Origin of the sequence: Phaeodactylibacter luteus (assembly GCF_007993045.1) — a bacterium.
In the GTDB taxonomy this organism is placed as follows: Bacteria; Bacteroidota; Bacteroidia; order Chitinophagales; family Saprospiraceae; genus Phaeodactylibacter; species Phaeodactylibacter luteus.
This window is the reverse complement of the sequence record NZ_VOOR01000016.1, coordinates 38,305-52,093: the sequence shown is the minus strand read 5'-3', so window position 1 is coordinate 52,093 and position 13,789 is coordinate 38,305. Positions and strand designations below refer to the sequence as shown.

The window sequence follows — 13,789 nt, the reverse complement described above, 5'->3', positions numbered from 1 at the left end:
AGGGGGCAGGCCCCATCGCGCAAAAAACAGCAACTTAGTTTGCGCCTATGCTATCGTTCTGAATCGAGATAGGATTCAGCATCCGCAATCGCCTGCCGGGCAGTTTGCAGCACCGGGGCCCATGCTTTGGATTTGGCCTTTGCTTCCTGCAAGAGTTCCTGCAAGGGGGCTACCGGTTTAGCCGTTTTGCCTTCTTCTGCATCCGATTTGATGGCGTAGAGCTGCTCAGCCCCTTCCTGCCATTGGTTGACAAAGGCAAAGGACGCTTCCGAGAGGCTGTCGAGCCTGGCCTTTTGCCCACCAAGCGCGGCAGCCAGCTCTTTGGCCTCCTGAGTACTGAGCGAGTCTAGCGCTGCGGCAGCCTTCGCAGCCCGTTTTTGCAGCTCCAGTATATCCGCTACCTGTGTAGTGACCTGAAGGGTCTGCCCGTCCCATTCCTGGCTGACGGCTTCAATGGCTTTCTCCTGCTCGGCGGAGGTGCCGGGCTGGCAGCCCAAGGCGAGCGATAGCCCGAGCATCAGTAGGTAGGGCTTTGCACCAGATTTTAGCATAATCGAGATCTGTTTAACCTGTACGTTTTGCAATTGGGTATGCCTGCTGCTCCTGCATGATGGGCTGTGCCTTGGCTGCTTGATTGCCGGTGGCGGCATCTTGACGGCAGGGGCAGCTGCTTTCCAAAGGTAGGGCTTTTGGCCGTAAGGGCTTAGAACTGAAGGTGGGAAAAACAGCGCGGTATGCCCTACAGGCGGTATGCCTCCTTGGCATGCGGGCCTTTCACCCTATCCATTTTAGCCTAGATTGTTTTCTTATTGTTATCTTTACACTAAGAGCGTATTTGGAGCTTGTCCCTATTGCAAATTAATGTTTTATGGACCGGGCTTCTTCACTATTTTCCGACTAGAGGACCAAAATCCCAATACACTCTTAGTGACTTCGACAGGATCATACATCCCTGATTTTCATTACGAAACCGCTTCAGACAAGTACTAAGGAGGGTGTCTTGCCGCCCCAATTGCTAAGCCCTAAAATAGAAATCGACATGAGCCATTCCAACAAATATGTCTGCATCCACGGCCATTTTTATCAACCGCCACGTGAAAACCCTTGGCTGGAGACAGTGGAGGTACAGGATTCGGCAGCGCCTTTCCATGACTGGAACGAGCGGATCAACTTTGAGTGTTATGCCCCCAATGCGACTGCCCGGATACTGAACGATCAGCAGCGGATCATCGACATCGTCAACAATTATGCCCATATCAGTTTCAACTTTGGCCCTACGCTGCTTTCTTGGCTGGAAGCAGCTGATCCGGATACTTACGCCCGCATACTGGAAGCTGACGAGCAGAGCAAGGCGCGGTTTGGAGGGCACGGCTCTGCTTTGGCACAGGTGCACTCCCATCTTATCCTTCCCCTTTGCAACCGGCAGGATAAAGAGACACAGGTGAAATGGGGCATAGAAGACTTTGTACACCGTTTTGGGCGCAAGCCTGAGGGGATATGGCTGGCGGAGACCGCTGTAGATACAGAGACACTCGAGGTTTTGGCAGAACAAGGCATAGCGTTTACCATTCTCGCGCCCCGTCAGGCCAAGGCGATACGCAAGCTGGGAGAGGCAGAATGGGCAGGGCTTGGGCATGCGGCTGTCGATTCCCGCCGCCCCTACTGGTGCAAGCTGCCCTCCGGCAAAAAGATCGCCCTGTTTTTTTACCATGGAGGTATTTCCCAAGGGGTAGCTTTTGAAGGCCTGCTGAACAATGGCGCTGCTTTTGCCAACCGTTTCACCGAAGCATTTGATGGCGATGATACGCCTCAGCTTGCTCATATTGCGACAGATGGGGAGAGCTATGGGCACCACCACCGCAACGGCGAGATGGCACTGGCGGCTTGCCTAAGGCATCTGCGTGAGCACACCACTGCCCGCATCACCAACTATGGCGAGTACCTGGAGCTGTTCCCGCCGGAGTGGGAGGTAGAAATTCATGAGGACAGCTCATGGAGCTGCGTGCACGGGGTAGAGCGCTGGCGCTCGGACTGTGGCTGTTGCACTGGCGGAAACCCCGGCTGGTCCCAATCTTGGCGCGGGCCGCTGCGAGATGCCCTGAACTGGCTGCGCGATGAGCTGATCCCTCTTTACGAATCAGAAGCTGGCAAATTGCTGAAGAGCCCTTGGGCTGCCCGCAACGATTACATCAAGGTGCTGCTGGGAAGGGGAGAGGACAAGGTGGAGGCTTTTATACAAGAGCATGCCTTGGAGCCGCTCGACGGCGCGGCGCGCACACAGTTGCTCCGCCTCATGGAGATGCAGCGCCATGCTATGTTGATGTTCACCAGTTGTGGCTGGTTTTTTGATGAGGTATCGGGCATAGAGACCAATCAGATCCTGCAATATGCCAACCGGGCTATACACTATGCGATGCAGGTGGGCGGCCCAGATTTGCAAGAGCCCTTTCTCAGCCGGCTCCGGCAGGTGCCCAGCAACTTATTTGAGAGTGCTGCGGAGAGTTACCAAAAGTATGTCGAACCTGCACGGGTAGACTTGGTCCGGGTAGGGATGCACTATGCGGCTTCTTCTATTTTTGAGGAGTACCCGGAGCACTTGGAGTTTTTTAACTATATCGCAGACAGCGAAGTTTTCTTGCGTTTTTCTGCCGGCAAGCAACGGCTTGCTCTGGGGCGGACAACAGTCAGGTCTAAAACTACGTTTTCTGAAAAGCATTTCAGCTTTGCCGTGCTTTACCTAGGGCAGCAGAACATCATCGGCAATATTTCTCTTGATCTGCCTAGAGAAGCATTCGATGAAATGGCAGGCTTGGCCAAGGCTGCTTTCCGGAGTACTAACCTTGGGGAAGTCATAGGCCATATGCAGGCCTACTTCGGGCCGGAGAAGTTTTCAATTTGGCACCTTTTCTTGGACGAGAAGCGCAAAATCCTGCAACAGATCACCGAAAGCAGCCAAGAGCAGGTAGAGCGTTCGCTGCGCACTATTTATGAGAGCAATTACCAGCTGATGACCGGGTTTGTCCTATCGGAAATCCCTGTGCCAGAGTATTACCGCAGCGCAGTCAGTTATGTGATCAACCACGATCTGTTAGAGGCTTTCCGCAAGCCGGTACTGAGCAGGAGGGAGCTGCGGCGCTTGTATGCAGAGTTCCGCCGTTGGGAGGTGCGCCTAAGCAACCGGCAGGCCTTCCGGCTGGTAGTGGAAGAACGGATTTTCCAAGCTTTGCAGGAATTGCGGGTGGAAGCGCCAGAGCTTGAGCACTTGCAAACCTTGGCGGCTGTTTTGGAAACCATCAACGAGCTCGACTTGGGCATGCAGTTTTGGAAGAGCCAGAACCTCTATTTTTCGCTTTTGCAAGCTTTCCAAGATGGTGAGAAAGCATTCCCAAATGCTGAGTGGCAAGCTGCCTTTTCCCGTTTGGGCGAGCAGCTCAGCGTTTCTGTAGCGATTTTACCAGCTCACACCGCCACCGCCGCCACCTGAGCTGCCGCCCCCAAAGGAGCTGCCACCGCCTCCGCCCCCGGAGCTGCTGCCCCCTGAGGAAGTGCTGACTTTGGGGATGACAACGGTCTCTTTACGGGAGTAGTTGCAGTTCTTGCACACGTAGGTGTTTTGGCGTAAGCCAGTGCTCGAGGTGGTGGCGTGCCTGAGCACCACGGTATCGGTTTTGCTATAAGTGCGGTAGCTGCACTTGGGGCAAGCCGAATAACCGCTCCACCGGCGCTGATAAGGCAGGATGAGGATGTCGTCATAGTTTTCGGTAGCCCAGACATCATAGTCGATAGACCTTATCGCTTCCTCCACTACTTGCCCCAGCTCAAGGTACTGATCTTCTTCCTCCTCGGTGAGCTTGTGCATCAGCTTGCCATTTTTTGGGCTATATCGTGGCATGTCCCGGAGTTTTCTGAGCCAGTACCGCATGCCCAGATAAAAGAGGAGATAGGGTAGGGGGAAAGGGATGATCAGCCACCACCGGTACATCTTGTAGACCATTTGGTGCCGGTCGTAGATGCGCTGTTTGCTGAATCGGGAATAGATCAGGTAGCCAGTAAGGAAAAGGTGGAAGATAAGGTTGATGGCCAGCCATAGTGCCAAGAACCCCATCCGTTGGGAATAAGATTTCCTGCGGCTTGGCTGACTGCGGATCTCCGCTAAGGCATCGGGGTTTTCCAGTAGCCTTTTAATTTCGGCAGTAGCCGCAATAAGCCCCTGCCCGTACTGGCCTTCTCGGAAATAAGGCACCAGCTCTTGCATACCGATGCGGTAGCACAAGATATCTGGCAGGACGGCCTCCATCCCATAGCCAGTTTCAAACTCAGTACGCCTTTGGTCCATCACCGAAAGGATGAGCAGCCCGTTGTCAACATCGGCCTGCCCAATGCCCCAATGGTTGAAAAGCCGGGTGCCGAAATCTTTGGGGTTTTCGGAGCCAATAGAGCCAAGTACAACAATAGCCACTTGTGCGGTGCTGCTCTGTTCCAGTTCTGCGCACAATCGGTTGAGCGTAGCTTCGTCTTCGGCCGAGAGGAAATTGTCGGGGTCACTGACATACCCATTGCCTGAGGATTTGGGGTTAGGTGCCGATTCGATGGTGTAGGTTTTTTGCCCTATGGCGAAGAGGGGCAGCAGGCAAAAAAGGTACAGGATGAAGTTGCGGGCCATTGGTTTAAGGGTTGTGCAAAAGCTAAAGTACGCAAAAGTTGGACGTTTTGCCCAAATGGGCAAGGCAGGGAGGTTTTGAGCAAAGCCCACCTAAAGATTCGTTAAAAACTGTGGGAATCGCTGGGAACCTGCTATTTTAGCCAGCCGCGAGGCTAAAAAAACAAAGACGTATGCCGGATACCCAACCAAAAACGCCAACTGAACCGGACGACAGCCGGCCACCAATCTTTTCTTCCTGGCGCGATATGTACTGGTTTGTGCTCCTCTTCCACGCGTTGATCATAGCCATCTTTTACTGGTTTACAAAAGCCTATTCGTAGGCTGCTCAATTCTATTTAGCCATACCTCTTTAAGCAAGCAACATTCATGGAGACACTCGACTGGACCATCATGCTGGGCACACTTTTAGGTATTGTAGCCTATGGTGTCTATCATACCCGCAAAGTGAACAACGTACAAAGTTATCTGCTGGGCGATCGTGATCTGCCTTGGTGGACTATCGGGCTCTCGGTCATGGCTACACAGGCTAGTGCTATTACTTTTCTGTCTACCCCGGGGCAAGCCTACGACGACGGCATGCGCTTTGCACAGTTTTATTTCGGGCTGCCTGTCGCTATGGTCATCCTTTGTATCTTCGTCCTGCCCATTTATTACCGCCTTAAGGTCTATACAGCATACGAGTACCTGGAGGGGCGTTTCGATTTGCGGACCCGCACGCTCACCGCCGTCCTTTTTCTGATACAGCGTGGCCTGGCCGCCGGGCTTACCATTTACGCCCCCGCCATTATCCTGTCTACTATATTGGGCTGGAGCCTGCGCTGGACGGTATTGTTCATCGGTGTGCTCGTCATTTTCTATACGGTAGCTGGCGGTACTAAAGCCGTGAGCGTTACCCAAAAGCAGCAGATGATCATCATTTTGTCTGGCATGTTCATTGCTGCCGTTATTTTGGTCTTGCAGCTGCCGCCCGAGGTAGGGTTTAGCGATGCGGTGGGCATAGCTGGAAAGATGGGCAAGCTGAACGTGGTCGACTTCAAGTTTGACCCCTCCAACCGTTACAACTTTTGGTCCGGTATGATAGGAGGGGTATTCTTATTCCTATCTTACTTTGGCACCGATCAGTCGCAGGTTCAGCGCTACCTGAGCGGCAAATCGCTGACCGAAAGCCGATTGGGGCTGTTGTTCAATGGCCTGCTCAAAGTACCTATGCAGTTTTTGGTGCTTTTCGTAGGTATATTGGTCTTTGTCTTTTTCCAGTTTCAACAGCCGCCCTTACACTTCAATTCTGCCAATGTAGAGAAGGTGGAGGAGTCTGCCTACGCGGAAGATTTTGCAAACTTGCAAGCACAGCACAATACGCTTTTCCTGAATCAGCAGGGGGAAGTCTATTCTCTGATGCAGGCGATCGAGCAGGAAGACGAAGCGGCCATTTCCCAGGCACAGCAGCGCCTGCAGGAGTTTCGCCAAACGGACCGGGAGCTGCGGGAGGAAGCTAAGGGCTTGATCTTGCAGGCCGACCCTATCGCCAAGGTAAAAGATACGGATTACGTCTTCATCACCTTTGTCACCAATTATTTGCCGGTCGGGCTGGTCGGGCTGCTGCTGGCAGTGATTTTTTCGGCAGCCATGTCTTCTACCTCCTCCGAGCTCAATGCGCTGGCCACAACGACGGTGGTGGACTTGTACCGCCGCAGCTGGGTGACTGGCAAGAGCGACCGCCACTACCTCAATGCTTCCAAACTGTTTACTGCTGGCTGGGGCGTAGTCGCCCTTATCTTTGCCTCAACGGCCAGCCTGTTCGAAAACCTGATACAAGCCGTGAACATCATTGGATCTTTGTTTTACGGGGCTATCTTAGGCATCTTTCTGGTGGCTTTTTTCATGAAGCAGATAAAAGGGCGCTCTGTCTTTCTTGCTGCCTTGATAGGGGAAGCCTTGGTGCTGATTATCTTCGCGCTCAACGCTATGGAGGTCATCGAGATTGCCTATCTGTGGCTCAACCTCATTGGCTGCCTGATTGTCATGGCACTGGCCTACCTATTGCACCTGCTTTGGCCCGAGCGGCCGGATTTGGCTTCCGCCTAAAAATTATTGAGCACGAAACCCTTTAACAATGAGAACCTCACTTTTCTGGATGCTAGCCTTGCTGCTTGCTGTTCTGCCAGCTTGCAAAAGCCCACAGGAAGCCTTGGAATCTGGCAACTACAACCTTGCCTTCCGCAAGGCGCTCGATCGCTTGGAGCGTGGCAAAGGTAGCCGGCAGGATGAGCTTACCCTGGGCCGGGCCCTCGAAAAAATTGAGGCGCAGGAAGGAGCGCAGCGGCAGGTGCTCTACCAAAGCCGGAGCCCTCAGGATTGGGAGCGGGGAGTGCAGATGAACGAGGCCCTTCAGGAAAAAATGATAGCAGGGGCGGCCTTCCTGCCTTCCGGTACCACCGCCCGCCTTGGCCGCCTGCAGCGGGAAGCTGATCAGCAGAAAGAGCGCCTGGTGCGCCACCACTGGGCACAAGGCGACCGCCAAATGGCCGCCTTTCAGCGCGATCCCCAAAAAGCTTTTGCTCAAAAAGCGGCCTTCCACTACGAAGCTGCATTGCAGTACAGCAATGCTGAAGAACGGATCAACCTAGAGCCGCTGGCTATCGCTGCCCGCAGGGCCGGCACGGTGTGGGTCCGAATCGATATTGACCACCCCTTTGGCTACCGCTATGAGGTCAACCGTGCCCTGCGCGGGCTGGAAGATCTCTCCCGAGGGTTCCGTGTGCTTAGCACCAATATCCCCGAAGCTCAGGCCGATTGCTTGGCGCGCATCGACTTCGATAACCCCGATATAGATAAAAATGAACAGACCGAGCGCCTAGAGTTTGAGGAAGAAGTGATTGCCCGCTACGCCACAGTTACCAACGCTGCTGGCAGAAAGGAAGAAAAACCAGTTTATGAGACGGTCAAAGCGACTGTGTCCAAAGTCATCACGACTTGGGTGTATGAGCTGGAGGTGGAGGTCGACATCCGCACCCGGAGCAGAGATTGCAGCCTTGATGAGTGCGCCTTTGAAGCTTCTAGAACGTACGAACAGGTCAGCTATGAAATCACAGGAGACAAACGGGCCGTGCCGGAGGAGATACGCGAATATGAAGCAGACGAGGATCCTGATGAGGAAGAATGGGTAGAAGAGATGCTGAAGGAGCTTGCAGATAAAATCCTCGAGTGCTTGGCCGGATAAGCGTAGGGCAAAGGTTTTAGGAATTCTTTATTTTTAGGGGGCATACTGTCACCACCAAGTTTTGGACTAAAACCATTGCACTTATGAAAAACTACTCGACTGAAATTAAATGGGGGCTCATCTTCAGCCTCGTAGCTATGGGCTGGATGTACTTCGAAAAAGCCATGGGCTGGCATGGTCCCAATATCGAACAGCACCCCACTTACACCAATCTATTTGCTGTCTTGGCCATAGCGGTTTTTGTGTTCGCTCTGCGCGACAAGAAGCACCGTGATTATGGCGGGCACATGACATGGAGGCAAGGCTTCTTTTCCGGTGCCCTCATCAGCTTGGTAGTGGCTGTGTTGAGCCCGCTCGCCCAATGGCTCACCCATACGGTCATCTCGCCTGAGTATTTCCCCAACGTCATCGCCTATAGCGTAGCACAAGGGTACTACGAGACCGAAGCCGCAGCGGCAGCTTTTTTCAACTTACAGTCTTATATGCTGCAAGGGGCCATCGGTGGAATGGTCATGGGGCTGCTCACTTCTGCCATCGTCCCGCTCTTTCTGAGGAGCAGGCCATCCTAGATAGGGCGCAAGCCAGCTTATGATTTTGGGGCCTCCCCCTGCCTGAGGGCAGGGGGCGCTATGCTACGGGGCTCGCTATCCGCTCGGCCCTGCCGGGCTTCCCACCCCTCCGCAGCGCTAGTCCGGTCCCAGCATTTTGGTTTAGCGCCTGTTGGCTTTCCAGTTGCAAATAATATTTTTGGCTTTAGACGGGCCCCGAAAACCGCACTCCGCTTTTCGTGTATAAAGTGGGATACGGATTTCTGGACGGAGTACAAGCAGGAGATGGCCCCGCTGGCTTAGCAGGGCAGCCCGATTGCTAAAGCCCCCGACAAGCTCCTGAGGCCTCTAGGTGCAGGTTGGGCTTGAGAAAAAGAAAGGCGGCAGGAATGAAGCCTGCCGCCTTTTCATGTAGAAGCCTTTTTTAGCATTTAGAACTCGGCGTTGCCGGGCGTCCTCGGGAAAGCAATCACATCGCGGATATTGCCCATGCCTGTGATGAACTGTACCATACGCTCGAAGCCAAGCCCAAAGCCCGCGTGCGGGCAGCCCCCAAATTTGCGCAGCTCCAGGTACCACCAAAGCTCCTCTTCGGGCACGTTCATATCGGCCATACGGGCTTTCAGGACATCGAGGCGCTCTTCGCGCTGTGAGCCGCCGATTACCTCCCCTATGCCGGGGAAGAGGACGTCCATCGCTGCTACAGTCCTGCCAGGGATCTGCTCCTGCTCTTCGTTCATGCGCATGTAGAAGGCCTTGATCTCTGCAGGGTAGTCCCTCACAATGACTGGCTTCTTGAATTTTTTCTCTACCAAGAAACGCTCGTGCTCTGCCTGCAGGTCCTTGCCCCATTCCACCTCATACTCGAACTTGCCTTTTTTGTAAGGCTTAGAGCTGCGCAGGATGTTGACCGCTTCGGTATAAGTAATGCGCTCGAAGTCGTTGTCCACTACAAATCGTAGGGTCTCGATCAGCCCCATTGCGCGGCGCTGCTCTTTGGGCATATTCTGCTCCAGCTTCTGTATCCGGCTATCGAGGAACTCTAGCTCGGCTGGGTAGTGCTCTAAGATATGGTTGATGAGGTACTTGCAGAAGTCTTCTGCCAAGTCCATATTGTCAAAGATGTCGTAGAAGGCTACCTCCGGTTCTATCATCCAAAACTCAGCTAAGTGGCGGGAAGTGTTGGAGTTTTCAGCCCGGAAAGTAGGGCCAAAAGTGTAGACCTTGCCCAGCGCCAGCGCACCGATCTCTGCTTGCAGCTGCCCAGAGACCGTCAGGTTAGTCGGCTTTTCGAAGAAATCTTGGCTGTAGTCCACTGCACCATCCTCAGTACGTGGCGGGTTGGCAGGGTCGAGGGTCGTTACATGGAACATTTCTCCAGCGCCCTCTGCATCACTGCCGGTGATGATGGGGGTATGCAGGTAGAAATAGCCGTTGTCATTGAAGTACTTGTGTACCGCATAGGCTATGCCGTGGCGGATACGGAAAACAGCGCTGAAAGTGTTCGTCCGCATCCGGAAATGGGCTTTTTCCCTCAGGAACTCCATGCTCTGTGCCTTAGGCTGCATAGGGTATTCTTCAGGGTTGGCCCCGCCGAGGATTTCGAGCTTTGCGGCAAGCAGCTCCACATCCTGCCCAGCGCCTTGAGAGGCGACAAGCTGCCCCGTTACTTTGATACAGGCATGGAAGTGCACCTGCTTCAGCAGTTGTTCGTCTAGCTGTTCAAAATCGACTACGACTTGCAGGTTGTTCATGCTCGTCCCATCGTTGAGGGCGATGAAACGGTTGGACCGGAATGCCCGGACCCACCCCATCACGGTGATTTCCTGGCCGATCCGGCTGTCAAAATCCGTTAGAACCGTCTTGATTTCCGTGCGCTTGCTCATGCGTTCAATTTTATGGGAGCGAAAAAATCAGGCGCGAAAGTACGGCTTTTCACAACCATTGGCAAGCATTATACAACGGCTAAAGGCTAAAACTGTAGCAGGCAGATAGCTGAATGCTACGGTTGAGGTAGAGCGGGGCCTCTCCTCTGGGGATAGTCTCCCCCTCGGCATTTGTAAAGTAGACCTCATCAGTCAGCAATCCGAGCAGCCCATGGGCCGCCCTCAGCTGTATAGCGAGGTAGGGCGCAACCTGGTACCCAAGCCCCAATATGGCGCCGGCATCCCATTTGCAGTAATACTCCCCGAGGGTTTCCTCCGTTGCGATGGCTTCCCCTCCGTAGTAGGAGTTGGCGGCAAGGCGATACCCCAGATAAGGGCCAGCTTCAACAAAGATTTCCTCAACGGGGTGATAACGGAGCAGCAGGGGCAAGTCTAGGTAGTCTAGCTTGACCTGAACCCTGGGGGGGAGCGCAAACTCAGCGTAGCTTTCAGTGCCGCGCCGCACAAACATAGGGCTCGCCTGCAAGGTAAGTTGATCGTTTAAGGCAAAGCTGGCCGTGAGCCCTGCCTGCCAGCCCGTCAGCAGGCTGTTCTCTGAGAGCAGCTTGCTTTTATCAGAGAGGCTTTCAGTACGGTACCAGTGGGCTTCGCTCAGATTAGCACCCGCAATGATGCCAACCTGTAGTTTTTGCCCGGAAAGGGCTGCAGAGAAGAAGAGGAGGGAGATAGGCAGTAGCAGGTTTCTCATAGAACGGGATGGTGTTGATTGTACTTGATGCGCCGGGCCAATGGGCCAGCCGGCAAGGAAAATGGTCCTAAACTAAAGCTGTGTTGGGAGGTGCTCCAAAAGCGAGTCCTCAATATAACCTAAACGGCTGCTATCCATTTATGGCCTCTAGGTGCCTTAATTTAACAGCCCTTTACAGTGGCGGGCTAACAATAACTTTACCTTAAACCAATAAGCCCTTGCAAAACGTTACCTTTGCACAGAATCAGTTGTTAACCCTATACCTCGAGGAGATTATGAAAAATTGGCTTTTCGCAACCGCCGCACTATTGTTCTTCCTGGCTGCTGCACATCCGGCACAAGCCCAGGACAAAGCTTGGAAAACCCTCTCAAAAATCACCTTTAAAAAGGAGTTCAACGAGGCTATGGGCTTTAAAGTGGATGTGCCCGTCTTCAGTGAGGAGGTCAAAAACCTGGAAGGCCAGGAGGTCAGTATCCGGGGCTACATCATCCCCGTGGAGGGCTACAAAGGCCACAAAGAGTTTATCTTTTCTGCCTATCCGTACAGCATGTGCTTTTTCTGCGGCGGTGCCGGCCCCGAAACCGTCATGGAGGTTTTTGCCAATGAGCCGATTGAGTATACCGCAGAGCCCATTACCATCCGTGGGAAGCTGGAGCTCAACGCAACGGACATCAACCGGTTGATCTACGCCCTGACAGATGTTGTGCAGGTAGAGGAAGACCGATAGCCCGGTGCCAATACCCCCTTTACGGAAAGAAACGCCCTTGCTGCCCGGCAGGGCTTTGTTCATAGACTTAAGAAAATGCCAGATATGCGCGTGCTGCTCGCAGCTTTGCTTGCCTTTGCTCTGTGGCAATGTGCCAACCCGGTCCGACCGGAAGGCGGGCCTAAAGACGAAGACCCTCCCCGTCTTGTTCGAGAGAAGTCTTCTCCCAATGAGCGTACCCGTTACGTCAAGTCCCCAATTGAACTGACCTTCACGGAGTGGGTAGAGATACGGGATGCCTTCAATCAGGTCGTCATTTCTCCTCCTTTGGAATACCGCTATGAGCTTTCCATAAAAGGCAAAACGGTCATTTTTGAATTTGACGAGCGGGAGGAGCTGCGCGAAAATGCTACCTATACCATCAATTTCGGTACGGCTATTCAGGATATTACTGAGCGCAACCCTGCAGAAAACCTGCGCTACGTTTTTTCTACAGGCGAATACATTGATTCCCTCCGTGTAGGCGGGCTGATCGTAGATGCTCGTACCGGAGCACCGGTAGAGGATGTGCTGTTTATGCTTTATGAAAATACGGCGGACAGCGTGGTCCGGACAGAGCGCCCTTTCTACTTTGCCCGAAGCGGAAAAGACGGCGCCTTTCTGATCGAGAATGTGAAAGCGGGGCAGTTCAAAGGTTTCGCCCTGTTGGACAACAACCTCAACTACTTGTTTGATCAGGCTACGGAAGCGATTGCTTTCCCTGATACCTTGCTTACGGTAGCAGAAGGCCAGGAGCCTACAGTCGTCGTCCGCCTGTTCACGGAGCGGCCGCCGCTGCTGCTTTTGGAAGACAACAGCCGGGAATATGGGCAGGTGCGCCTCTCCTTTAATCGTTCTGCGGAGGAAGTCGACATCAGTTGGGAAGATGTGGGGCAGCGGGAAGTTTTGCTGGAAAGGGCCCCGGATACAACCCGCGTCTGGTATGAGTATCCTGCAGCTGCAACCTGGGATATTTTCTTACAGCAGGACACGCTGTTCATGGATACGGTGGCTGTGCGGGCCACCAAGCGGGATGCGTTTTTGGAGAAGGCCGCCCTTAAGCTGCTGCGGATGGAAGGCGGGCAAAAACAGCATCCTGTGCAGCCTGCTCAATTCGTTTTTAACCATCCTATCAGCTTTGTGGATACCGCTTTTGTCCGCTTGCTGGAAGATACCTCCCGTGCACGTGTGCCTCTTCGGGGCATTCAGGTGGATACCAATGGGCAGCGGGTGCTTTCGATTGATTACCGTTGGAAGGAGGGGCGCCCCTATGAGCTGCTGCTGCTCCCCGGCGCTTTGGTGGATATATTTGGCCTATCCAATGACTCCTTGTCTACCGCTTTTGCGGCCGGCGAGGCGAAAGATTACGGCAACCTTTTTCTGTCCATAGACAGCCTTGACCAAGGAGAGGCTTACTTGGTGGAGCTATTGGACAAGGAGGAGCTGAAAGCGGCATTCCGTGTGGCAGATACTGCCTCTTTTTCTCATGCCTTCGAACTGATGCCCCCCGGCGTCTACACGCTTCGCATTACTGCCGATTCCAACCGGAACGGACGTTGGGACCCCGGTGAGTACAATACCGGGCAGCAGGCTGAATTTTTATATCAGCGAGACTTAGAGCAGCTCAGGGCTAATTGGGACCTTGATGTCAGTATAGACTTTCAGCAAATGGTAGCTGAAATGGCGCAAAAGTTGGCACCGCGGCCGCTTTCTCCTCCGAGGGTGGCCCGCCCTGCAGCAGATTCAACGTCCTCAAGATCTACATTGCCCCCTTCCGTACGCGATCGGATAGACGGGAACTGAATCCTGTACGCCCGTCCGTACCTGCCGGATGCCACTATTATGCTCAGGTTGGCGGCTTTGCCGATGTCTGCATAAGAAAAGCTGCCGAATACGATTCTTTTGGAGAAGTGGTGGCCGGCTGATACAGCAGGCTGCTTAAATGGCCTGATGGTTTTGGAAAAGCCCTTTCTGAGTT

At 53.6% G+C, this 13,789-nt stretch carries 10 protein-coding genes; 6 read left to right on the top strand and 4 right to left on the bottom strand.

Annotation, left to right across the window (positions count from 1 at the left end; translation table 11 throughout):
- Positions 1–50: 50 nt before the first annotated feature.
- Entirely contained in the window at positions 51–551 is a 501-nt protein-coding gene (locus tag FRY97_RS09415) for a hypothetical protein (protein WP_147167197.1), read from the bottom strand.
- A gap of 488 nt (positions 552–1,039) precedes the next feature.
- Here FRY97_RS09415 and FRY97_RS09410 point away from each other — a divergent pair, with 488 nt between their 5' ends.
- Positions 1,040–3,484 carry a DUF3536 domain-containing protein gene (locus FRY97_RS09410; RefSeq protein ID WP_147167196.1) on the top strand — a complete coding sequence of 815 codons (2,445 nt, stop codon included), beginning with the start codon at positions 1,040–1,042 and terminating at the stop codon, positions 3,482–3,484.
- Here FRY97_RS09410 and FRY97_RS09405 read toward each other — a convergent pair.
- The gene (locus FRY97_RS09405; protein WP_147167195.1) at positions 3,452–4,663 is read right to left on the bottom strand and encodes a TPM domain-containing protein; all 1,212 of its coding nucleotides are present in this window, start codon (positions 4,661–4,663) and stop codon (positions 3,452–3,454) included. The two genes, FRY97_RS09410 and FRY97_RS09405, sit on opposite strands and share 33 nt — an antisense overlap.
- Before the next feature lie 366 nt (positions 4,664–5,029).
- On the opposite strand from FRY97_RS09405, the gene FRY97_RS09400 reads away from it, so the two are divergent.
- From FRY97_RS09400 to FRY97_RS09390, 3 genes are all read left to right on the top strand, one after another.
- Positions 5,030–6,748: a sodium:solute symporter family transporter gene (locus FRY97_RS09400; protein ID WP_147167194.1), complete on the top strand. Its 1,719-nt coding sequence runs from the start codon at positions 5,030–5,032 to the stop codon at positions 6,746–6,748.
- A 28-nt stretch (positions 6,749–6,776) separates the two neighbouring features.
- Positions 6,777–7,883 (top strand): hypothetical protein, encoded by a 1,107-nt coding sequence (locus FRY97_RS09395; protein WP_147167193.1) that lies wholly within the window; start codon positions 6,777–6,779, stop codon positions 7,881–7,883.
- 83 nt (positions 7,884–7,966) lie between these two features.
- Positions 7,967–8,452 (top strand): DUF4199 domain-containing protein, encoded by a 486-nt coding sequence (locus FRY97_RS09390; protein WP_147167192.1) that lies wholly within the window; start codon positions 7,967–7,969, stop codon positions 8,450–8,452.
- 410 nt (positions 8,453–8,862) lie between these two features.
- Here the strand turns inward: FRY97_RS09390 and asnS are convergent, their stop codons facing one another.
- Both asnS and FRY97_RS09380 read right to left on the bottom strand, forming a co-directional pair.
- Positions 8,863–10,317 carry an asparagine--tRNA ligase gene (gene asnS / locus FRY97_RS09385; protein ID WP_147167191.1) on the bottom strand — a complete coding sequence of 485 codons (1,455 nt, stop codon included), beginning with the start codon at positions 10,315–10,317 and terminating at the stop codon, positions 8,863–8,865.
- 79 nt (positions 10,318–10,396) lie between these two features.
- A complete protein-coding gene (locus tag FRY97_RS09380) occupies positions 10,397–11,065 on the bottom strand; it encodes an outer membrane beta-barrel protein (RefSeq protein WP_147167190.1) in 669 nt (222 codons plus the stop codon).
- Between the two features lie 275 nt (positions 11,066–11,340).
- Here FRY97_RS09380 and FRY97_RS09375 point away from each other — a divergent pair, with 275 nt between their 5' ends.
- Together FRY97_RS09375 and FRY97_RS09370 are read left to right on the top strand one after the other, a co-directional pair.
- Positions 11,341–11,793 carry a DUF3299 domain-containing protein gene (locus FRY97_RS09375; protein WP_147167189.1) on the top strand — a complete coding sequence of 151 codons (453 nt, stop codon included), beginning with the start codon at positions 11,341–11,343 and terminating at the stop codon, positions 11,791–11,793.
- An 84-nt stretch (positions 11,794–11,877) separates the two neighbouring features.
- Entirely contained in the window at positions 11,878–13,614 is a 1,737-nt protein-coding gene (locus tag FRY97_RS09370) for an Ig-like domain-containing protein (RefSeq protein ID WP_170254569.1), read from the top strand.
- Positions 13,615–13,789 lie beyond the last annotated feature (175 nt).

Excerpts from the sequence above, each read along its gene's own strand:
- FRY97_RS09415 (WP_147167197.1), bottom strand. The coding sequence starts at position 551 with ATGCTAAAATCTGGTGCAAAGCCCTACCTACTGATGCTCGGGCTATCG.
- FRY97_RS09375 (WP_147167189.1), top strand. The coding sequence starts at position 11,341 with ATGAAAAATTGGCTTTTCGCAACCGCCGCACTATTGTTCTTCCTGGCT.
- asnS (WP_147167191.1), bottom strand. The coding sequence starts at position 10,317 with ATGAGCAAGCGCACGGAAATCAAGACGGTTCTAACGGATTTTGACAGC.
- FRY97_RS09395 (WP_147167193.1), top strand. The coding sequence starts at position 6,777 with ATGAGAACCTCACTTTTCTGGATGCTAGCCTTGCTGCTTGCTGTTCTG.
- FRY97_RS09370 (WP_170254569.1), top strand. The coding sequence starts at position 11,878 with ATGCGCGTGCTGCTCGCAGCTTTGCTTGCCTTTGCTCTGTGGCAATGT.
- FRY97_RS09410 (WP_147167196.1), top strand. The coding sequence starts at position 1,040 with ATGAGCCATTCCAACAAATATGTCTGCATCCACGGCCATTTTTATCAA.
- FRY97_RS09390 (WP_147167192.1), top strand. The coding sequence starts at position 7,967 with ATGAAAAACTACTCGACTGAAATTAAATGGGGGCTCATCTTCAGCCTC.
- FRY97_RS09405 (WP_147167195.1), bottom strand. The coding sequence starts at position 4,663 with ATGGCCCGCAACTTCATCCTGTACCTTTTTTGCCTGCTGCCCCTCTTC.
- FRY97_RS09380 (WP_147167190.1), bottom strand. The coding sequence starts at position 11,065 with ATGAGAAACCTGCTACTGCCTATCTCCCTCCTCTTCTTCTCTGCAGCC.
- FRY97_RS09400 (WP_147167194.1), top strand. The coding sequence starts at position 5,030 with ATGGAGACACTCGACTGGACCATCATGCTGGGCACACTTTTAGGTATT.